This is a genomic window from Acinetobacter sp. UBA5934 (assembly GCF_002430855.1).
Classification (GTDB): domain Bacteria; phylum Pseudomonadota; class Gammaproteobacteria; order Pseudomonadales; family Moraxellaceae; genus Acinetobacter.
Genome location: NZ_DJDC01000087.1, coordinates 8,677 through 15,921, shown reverse-complemented (window position 1 = coordinate 15,921; position 7,245 = coordinate 8,677). Strand labels below are relative to the sequence as shown.

Annotated in this window: 6 protein-coding genes and 1 pseudogene; 3 read left to right on the top strand and 4 right to left on the bottom strand. The window is 40.9% G+C overall.

Going from position 1 to position 7,245, the window contains the following annotated elements:
• The 3 genes from B2Y23_RS06305 to B2Y23_RS06295 form a co-directional block, all read left to right on the top strand.
• Positions 1-869: transporter associated domain-containing protein (locus B2Y23_RS06305; protein WP_291369693.1), on the top strand; the 869-nt coding region annotated here is incomplete at its 5' end.
• A gap of 263 nt (positions 870-1,132) precedes the next feature.
• Complete coding sequence (locus B2Y23_RS06300; protein ID WP_291369691.1) at positions 1,133-1,864, top strand: hypothetical protein; 732 nt, start codon at positions 1,133-1,135, stop codon at positions 1,862-1,864.
• A 248-nt stretch (positions 1,865-2,112) separates the two neighbouring features.
• The gene (locus B2Y23_RS06295) at positions 2,113-3,864 is read left to right on the top strand and encodes an FAD-dependent monooxygenase (protein ID WP_291369690.1); all 1,752 of its coding nucleotides are present in this window, start codon (positions 2,113-2,115) and stop codon (positions 3,862-3,864) included.
• Between the two features lie 16 nt (positions 3,865-3,880).
• Here the strand turns inward: B2Y23_RS06295 and B2Y23_RS06290 are convergent, their stop codons facing one another.
• The 4 genes and pseudogenes from B2Y23_RS06290 to B2Y23_RS06275 form a co-directional block, all read right to left on the bottom strand.
• A complete protein-coding gene (locus B2Y23_RS06290; protein ID WP_291369689.1) occupies positions 3,881-4,777 on the bottom strand; it encodes a LysR substrate-binding domain-containing protein in 897 nt (298 codons plus the stop codon).
• 87 nt (positions 4,778-4,864) lie between these two features.
• Entirely contained in the window at positions 4,865-5,686 is an 822-nt protein-coding gene (gene thiM / locus B2Y23_RS06285) for a hydroxyethylthiazole kinase (RefSeq protein ID WP_291356894.1), read from the bottom strand.
• 73 nt (positions 5,687-5,759) lie between these two features.
• A complete protein-coding gene (locus tag B2Y23_RS06280) occupies positions 5,760-6,923 on the bottom strand; it encodes a hypothetical protein (RefSeq protein WP_291356896.1) in 1,164 nt (387 codons plus the stop codon).
• A 233-nt stretch (positions 6,924-7,156) separates the two neighbouring features.
• A pseudogene (locus B2Y23_RS06275) lies at positions 7,157-7,245 on the bottom strand (hypothetical protein); the annotation flags it as partial.

The window sequence follows — 7,245 nt, the reverse complement described above, 5'->3', positions numbered from 1 at the left end:
CAATTGCAATTGAAGCATTTAACCAGTTTGGCCAGCGCAATGTAGCCAAACATGAATCTAAAATTCCATTGCGTCACCGTACTGCAGATTCCATCCTGAAACTGATGGGCGGAAAAATGGAAGCGGTCACTGATAGTGCTCAGCACTCTGAAGCTCAAGAAGCTTTTGCCGATGAAGAGCGTTATATGATTGGTGGGGTATTAACCCTGGCAGAAAGGTCTGTCGCATCGATCATGACTCCACGAAGTCAAATTTCTTGGGTAGATATTGATGATACGCCTGAACAAATTCGTGAACAGGTGCTGTCTGTACCACATAGCTTATTTCCAGTTTGTCGCGGTAGCTTGGATAAGGTTTTGAGTGTGGTGCGTGCCAAAGAGCTTCTGGATGTACTTGAAGATACTGAACAGCTCAAGGCTTTAATCAAACGCCATCGTCCGATTTATATTTTTGAAAAAATGAAAGTAATTGATGCCATTAATACCTTGCGTACCTCGAAAGGTTCTTTGGTATTGGTGAGTGACGAGTTTGGAAATGTGCAGGGCTTGATTTCTCCTCTGGATGTATTTGAAGCCATTGCCGGTGAGTTCCCGGATGCCGATGAGCAGCTTGATTTAGTTAAAATTAATGATCACACCTGGAAAGCCTCTGGCATGCTCGATGTATATCAGCTTGAACTGGAGCTGGGCATGATGGATCTGGTGGAAGAAGAGGCTGGTTATATCAGTCTTGCCGGTCTGATTTTAGATAAGACTCACGGTAAGGTAAGTTTGGGAGCTCAACTGGAATATCATGGTATTCATTTTGAAGTGACTGAACTGGAAGAGAATCGGATTAAGTCCGTGTTGATTACGTATCGCGAGAGATAGTGATTAAGGATTCAAGATAAAGAAAGAGATTAATATCTTTTTCTCATCCATTCTTTTTGAACTTTTGAAAAAGCCTGACAGCTTGCTCTGCTGGGCTTTTTTATTGTGCTTTACATTGGTTTTTATTGACCAGGATTGCCACAGCAATATTAGAACTAGGTGGTAAAAACTGATGAACTTTCACTAAATCACCATATTTAGTGATATCTAATTAAACTAAAAACAGTAATAATTGATATATATCAAAAAAATGGATCAATTTGATGCGTATTACCGAAACGATTGTAGATTTTGCACAACTTGCATTTGAACAAAAAAATCGTTTTTTTAAAATGATCTGTGAATTTGACCAGCAAATTTTTCCAGCTTCTTGTGAACAAGATATTTATAATTTTATCTATGATCCAGATGCTGTTTCAGTTCTGGTGGTTCATTATTATCTTAAAGATACACTGGTTGGGCAAAATATTATTCCGGTACTTAAGCTTTCTTTACAAGGTCATCCAATCTTTGTGGTGAGTTCGCGGGCAAGTATTTTACCGGCTTATCGCAAAGGTAACAGGACACTTAAAACTGCAATCCGGGTTGCGATTAATCACCGGATTCGCCATCCTACTATTCCCTTATGGTATGTACCTACCGTCATACAGCCTAAAATTTATACCTATTTTGCATCTCGTTCACAAAATTTCTACCCACGTAAAGGAAGAGAAATTCCTCAAGAATATTTAAAGGTTCTGGAGATGATGCAGCAGCGCAAGCAGGAAATATGCAAGCGCCGAGAAGATATTTTTGTTTATCCTTATGTGATGCCGCAAACCACACCTGAACACATTCAAAAACTTAGAAATAAGGCAACGCCACATATCAATTTTTTTATGCAGCATGTGCCTGACTATTTTGATGGTATGGGCTTGCTGTGTATCTGTAAATTGGATTTAAAAACCATTTTGGAAACCATCTTTAATTTATTTTTAGATCGCAAAGTGTATTAAATTTTATTCTCTAGAGACTAACTGAATCCTCTACTTTAAATTTCTCAGTTTGTATAAAGAAAGCATAAGCAAAAACACTTATCACACTTGAAAATATCAGCATCCTTTGAGCTTCTATAGCTCAGATGCATATGACTATAGTTAGTTTTGATAGTTTTTAAATAATCTCGACATTTTCCTTATAGTTCAATAAAAGCAATCCAATGATGTGGATGTGCACATTTAAGTGAATTGAATAAGGAAACGGGATGTCAAATCAGCCTTTCAATACGGATGTGGTGGTGATTGGTACAGGCCCGGCAGGTGCAACGACGGCTTTAGCTTTGGCCACTTATGGGATTTCAGTCCGTTTTTATACCCAGTTTAATGGTCTGGCAAATTCTCCACGTGCGCACATTACCAATCAGCGTGCAGTAGAAGTATTGCGTGAATTTGGCTTGGAAGAAGAAGCCAAAAATATGGCAACTCCATGGCAACACATGGGGGAAAGCATGATCACCACCAGTTTGATTGGTGAAGAAATTGCGCGTATCCAGGCGTGGGGAACGGGTGATTTACGTCATGGCGATTATGTGAAGGGTAGTCCTTCGCCTTTATTCGATTTGGTGCAACCCGAAATGGAAGCGCTGCTGGTGAAGCATGCGGTTGCGCGTGGTGCAAATCTATTTTACAACACCGAATATCTAGATCATGAACAAGATGAGACGGGCGTTACGGTCTGGTTTTTAGACCGATTGGAAAATCGAAAATATTCGGTTCGTGCCAAGTATTTGGTGGGGATGGATGGGGCACGCTCTAAAATCGTGGAGAAAATTGGTCTTCCGATTGAAGGTCATATGGCGCGTGCGGGCACGACTTATGTCCGTTTTAAAGCTGACTTGACTAAGTATGTGCAACATCGTCCAAGCATTTTGCATTGGATTGTAAATCCTGCCGCAGGTTTTGGTGAAATTGGTATGGGCTTGCTGCGTGCCATTTCTCCATGGAATGACTGGATTGCAGGTTGGGGATTTGATATCTCTAAAGGTGAGCCGCAATATACCGAAGAACAAATCATCCAGCGTATTCATACCTTCATTGGCACGGATGATGTCGATATTGAGGTTCAAAATGTATCGGCATGGTATGTGAATCAGGCGTTTGCCAAGCATTATTCAGTCGGTCGGGTTTTCTGTGGCGGGGATGCCGTGCATCGTCATCCACCATCGAGTGGTTTAGGTTCAAATACCTGTATTCAAGATGCATTTAACTTGGCATGGAAACTGGCTTTTGTCATTAAAGATTGGGCGAAAGCAGATTTGTTGAATTCTTATAGTGAGGAACGTGTGCCGGTGGGACAACAAATTGTCGCGCGTGCCAACCAGTCTCGCATGGACTACAAGTATCTGAAAGATGTTTTCGGTTTTGATCAAGGCATTGAAACCACCCAGCAATTGTTAGATCGACTGAATGCACCGACAGCAGAAGCGGCTGAATTGCGTACTCAACTGAATCATGCCTTGGAAATTAAAAACTTTGAGTTCAATGCGCAAGGTGTAGAGCTGAATCAGCGTTATCAATCCGTTGCCGTGGTTTTGGAGGATGAAAATGAAGAGCAATGGCAAGCTGATCCGCAATTGTATTTACAGGCAACTTCTCGTCCTGGAGCGAAAATTCCACATTGCTGGTTAATTGATGCGAAAAATGGTCAGAAGGTTTCTACTCTGGATATCGTCGGAAATGGCAAACTTACTTTAGTGACTGGTTTATCCGGTACAGCCTGGAAAAAGGCTGCTGAACAATTAGGTTTAACTTATCTAGATGTTGTGACCATTGGGCAAGAAGTCAAAGATGTTTACGGCACCTGGCAAAAAACTTGTGAAATTGCTGAAGCAGGGATGTTGCTGGTTCGTCCGGATGGTTATGTGGCATGGCGCTATCAAGAAGCACTCTATGATGATGCCGAAGCCTTGCAGAAATTAACGCATGTGTTAGAACAAATGCAGTATCAAATCGCTTAATTCAGGTTTTTAAAAGTTATTTTGAAACCTGCTGTCGTTGAACAGATTGCTGAATGATTTTTGCGGTAAATTGCAAAACTGGATTTTCGGCATCTGTTCGATAACTGGCATACAGCGGTAAGGTCGGCAAGTCTTGTTTCAGTTCAATTGCCTGTACATTCGGGTTCAGCAATTGCCGTGCATATTCAGGAATAAAACTCCAGCCCAAACCCATATTGATGAGATTGATATGCTGTAAGGCATTGGTAACTTGATATTTATATTGCAGTTTTAAATTTTCTTTTTCAGTGAACTGTTGAATTCGCTGATAGAACACTGGAGAAAAGAGCTGGTCACAGACAATAAAGTCATCATTTTGAATTTGTCTTAAGTCCTGAATTTTACGCTTGGCAATATAGGTTTGATGGGCAACACATAATAAATTTTCTTCAAACAGCATAGTGCTGCTATAAAGCGGATCATCCATCCACACGCGGCTAAAAATCAAATCCAGTTCGGAATTTTTCAGTGCTTGAAATTGCTCGCTACAGGATAAACTTCTGATTTTAAGATCGACCTGCGGAAACTGAGCACGAACCTGTTGAATGATGTGAGGGATAATGGTCATTTCCGCCACATGCAATACGCCAATAAACAGCTGTTGCTGACCCTGATTGGCGATTTGACGTGCATGAGCAACTGCAAGTTCTGCGTATTTAATCGATTCCAGGGCATATTTGAGAAAGCCTTGTCCCTCTGCAGTCAGGGCTATTTGTCGAGTACTTCGGTCGATCAGTTGTACGCCGACTTCTTCCTCTAAATCTTTAATTTGCTGGCTGAGGGAAGGCTTTACAGTACAGAGTTTTTGTGCAGCACGGGTAAAATTGAGTTCTTCAGCCAAAGCCACAAAGTAACGTAAATGTCTAAGTTCCATTGAGTATATCCTGCTGAAAAACGGGTTTATCCTACTGTTTAAAAACTAAAATAAAGCTCTATGCAGAATCATCAACATGGATATTTTTTAGATTTCAAGAATTTTAATATCGGCATATTGCTGAATTAAATCAGGATTCAAACTATGGATGTAATCCATAAATGCAACATTAAACTGACCAATTGTTTGCGCTTTTTCAAATGCCAATTTTCCTGCAATGGCAAAATGCGTATGTGCAGCAATGGTGGCAATCGTCGCTGTAGTTACAGCACAGTAAGCTGCGATTAAAGCACCGAGTGCACAGCCTGTTGCGGTAACTTTTGGTTGTAAATAAGAGCCACCATTGACCTGAATTACAGCATCAAGTTCTTTGCTTAAAATAAAATCCGATTCACCTGAAATGGCGATGCATTCAGCATGTGCTAACAATACTTTGGCTTGGTTATAGACATCGGCGCTATCCAGCGTGCTATCGACGCCTTTGGAGAGCACCTGATTGCCTGCAAGGTTACTAATTTCTGAAGCATTACCGCGAATAACCGTGGGATGATATTGCAGTAACTCATCCACCATAGCCGAGCGCCATTTTAAAACGGGGCCATAACCGACTGGATCAAGCACCCAAGGGATACAGGTACGCTGCGCCGTTTGTGCAGAAATTTGCATGGCCTGCATTTGTTCATTGGTGGGTGTACCCAGATTAATGCTCAGTGCAGCGGAAATAGTGGTAAAACTTTCGGCTTCGAATGGATTGTCAATCATGGCAGGTGAAGCACCGGCAGCCAGCAAAATATTGGCTGCATAATTGGCTGCAACGCTGTTGGTAATGCATTGCACCAAAGGCTGCTCGGTTTGCAGCTGTGTCCATGCTTCAACAATATGCTCGACCAATGTTGAAGTTCGATCCATAGGATTATTCCTTAAGTTATATATCTGATTGCAGAGACTGGACATAGTAGATCACCATTTATTGGGTGAAATACTATTGAGTAAAATAGTGGTCTTGATGCTTACAGCTGCGGCAGCAGAGTGTCACATAATTTTCAGCATCATAATCCACAGTAAGCTCATTAGAACCGCAATACATACAGCGTTTTTGTGAATAGAAGCTTAAGCGCGGTTCAATCTTTTTCCAGATCCGCCAGATTGGCTGGAAAAAAATACTCTCATCATAGCCGAGAAAGCGGAAAAACAGGATTTCGCTTATTTTGCTAAAAGGAATATTGTGCGGACGCGGCAGGGTAGATGTTTCCCATTTTTCGGTCACGGCACGGTCACGATATTGCTGCAAGGTTTTCTTTAACAAATTAGTGTTAATAAAGTTTTCATTACGTACTTGCAAGGCTTTTTGCTGATGCAAATATTCTAGTGCAGTTTGCACCAGATAATAGATTTGCCCCACCGCCAATGAATCCATCAGGCGATAACAAAAGGTCTGAAAACTGTTATTTCCGGCAATTTGAATGCCCCAAGTGCGGCAATAAAACTGGGCAAACTGAATAATTTCCTGATAAAGCACCAAATAAAGTACATTTTTTACTTCATCGGCATTTTTAAAGGGCACGCCCATGGTTAAATTTTCATAAAACCAGTTGCGAAGTTGCTGGGTAATGCTAAACAGACTCGGTTCTGAATAACCGTCTAAACGCACATTAACATAGTACTGATGTGCCTCTGAGGCAAAATCTTTGGCAATCAGGATTTGTTCTTTTACCAGCTGTTTGACCAAATAATTTTGGAACAAATAGTTCGGGGTAATCGAATGGTATTTGATGCTTTCCCAATCGATGTATTCATGATGGTTAGTATGTTCTTGAACTTGATTGTCCAAGATACTGAGTAAAAATAATTTGTTTAAAAAACTGATTTGATCGAGTCGATATTCAACAGCATCTTTCTCTTTGGACTTTAGTTTGCGCTGCTCTTGCAGACGCGTTTCAGTGAGCATTTTTTTTCGATTGACGAGGCATTTGTCACAATGACAGTTGGTGCGACCATCCTGAAATACCCGATGTTGGCAGTGACTACATTCATGAAAATTAAGTGCTTGATCGTATTGTTCTGCTTCAATCCAGAACATAGATGCCTGACACAACGGGCATGATGTACTTTCATCGAGCTGTTTTTGCAGAATCTGAAGGAGCATGGAAAGAATCAATCAAAAGTCGGGTTAATCATGCCATCGATTATACACGGGTCTTTTGCTGCGACGTGACGGAATAGGGCCGAATAGCAAATAATTCGTTAAGTGCAGCCCATCCGTTTATAGTAGGTTTGAAAAATAGCCTAAGCTTATAAATGAATGAATGTAGAGATGAAAACTCGAATTTCATCTCCACAATAAAAAACAATGTTAATCAGAGCGTATAAATCTGGTAATTAATAAGAGGCAGGGCAAGGTAGTGAATCATCCTCTTCGCCTAACTGCTTTGCATTAATTAAAGCCTGAACTTTTTTGGAGGGAATTT